At 46.5% G+C, this 1,633-nt stretch carries 1 pseudogene; it reads right to left on the bottom strand.

Annotated elements, in window-relative coordinates:
* Positions 1-208: 208 nt before the first annotated feature.
* Positions 209-1,544: pseudogene (locus FNH22_RS31760) on the bottom strand (ISNCY family transposase).
* Positions 1,545-1,633 lie beyond the last annotated feature (89 nt).

Raw genomic sequence — 1,633 nt, 5'->3', positions numbered from 1 at the left:
TAGAGTCTGTCTATAAAGTGAGTTTTTTGCGCATTCCTAAGGTCAAAATTTGAGAGTATGTTGCTGGCTGAGCCAATTTGTTGGGTGCCGTTTGCTAAAGCTTTTACTGATATTTCAAAAGTGCCATTCAACATTGATTTAATCATAATCTTCTAGCTGTTTGGACAGACCTGTAGCACCGAGCTATCGATATTTACGGTTACAACAGCTAGGCTGGTGCGATTTTGGTCGCCACCAATCGCGTTAATACCCTGATATTATAGCCGATCACACTCCAGAGCACCTTCGAGCAGAAGTTTTTCCAACCCTTCCAGTTGCATCGTCTGATATTAAACCCCCTTTTCAGGTTGGAGATCGACGCCTCAATGCCGCTGCGCCACTTCTTTAACCGGGACTCCATGTTCTTACTGCTGACCCGGTTGGTCATGCTTCTAGTCACCTTGTTGAACACAACATTGATCAGGGCGTTGTCCAGGTTCTTTTTGGAGGCAAAGCCCCCATCTGCTGTCACAGACCGGGGCATTTGTCCGTACGCCTGTTGTACTGCTTCCAATGTGGGTGAAAACAACGTAGCATCCCCCGGATTACCACCAAGTACCTCACAACCAAGAATGAGGCCGCTTTTTCCACCGCTCAACAGTACCTTATGTCCAAATTCATTCTTCCCAGGGCCTTTGACAATCAGGTCGGTATGTTGCTCGTAGATGCTGAATATCTTCTCATCATTGGGGACCTTTTCACCCAGCACTTCTTTTCGGTGGGTCATCGAGTAGACCTTCCTAAGCAAGGGTAGCAGGGCTTCCAGTTGACAACAAAGCAGGAAGCCTTCAGTGGTGTCAAGCTCTTGGGAATCTTTTTTTTTTAGCCAACTTATCCACCTGGTTGATGGTCTTGGTAAACTGCTTGAGTTGCTTGATAAACAAGGTGGTGCGTTTATCCGCCTTGCTGTTATTGATGGCAAAGAAGGTCTTCTTCGCTGCCTTGGTGTAGTCACGATACGTTATACCCTCTTGCTGCGCCAGTTTAGCCAGCAGGCGGTGTGATTCCTTGATACAGTCCCATACCAGGCTGTTATTGGTTGGTGTATGGATGTTGGTGGCTATCACGGTAGCATCTATCCTGAGCCTGTCCAGGTCCTCAAGGCCTTCCCGGATGGCTATTTTGTTAAGCGCAATGAGCAACTCGGTAAGTCGCTCAGCACGGATGCGGGAGATATATTTATTCCAAACCTGAAAGCTAAAGGGATGACGGGCTTCGAGTTTCAGAAAGGCCTTGCATACGTAGGAATCCTCTTGAGTATACTCCAATTGCCTGTAATCAAGCCCTTTAAGTTCCTTAAAGACCGCAGCTCTCACCACTTGTTCTACGGTGGGGGAATCCTGGCGACCCATCTTTTTAGCGGGTTGACCCAGGGTGATATCATCGGCAAGAAGCTCAATCAAAGAGGGATGGTGCGTGAAGATAAGGTCGATAAGGCCGAGTTCAGGATCACGACGCCAGTCAACTTGCTCGAACTGTAGTAGGGCTTGGTTTAATAGTTTCAACGTTTTTTATGAAAAATACTACCGAAACACATTTTTTTCAACTAATCTATTACTTTTTTAACCCCGATAGACTTTATAGACAGACTCTA

The sequence above is a fragment of the Fulvivirga sp. M361 genome (genome assembly GCF_007097395.1).
Lineage (GTDB): Bacteria > Bacteroidota > Bacteroidia > Cytophagales > Cyclobacteriaceae > Fulvivirga.
This window is presented reverse-complemented; position numbering and strand designations above follow the sequence as displayed.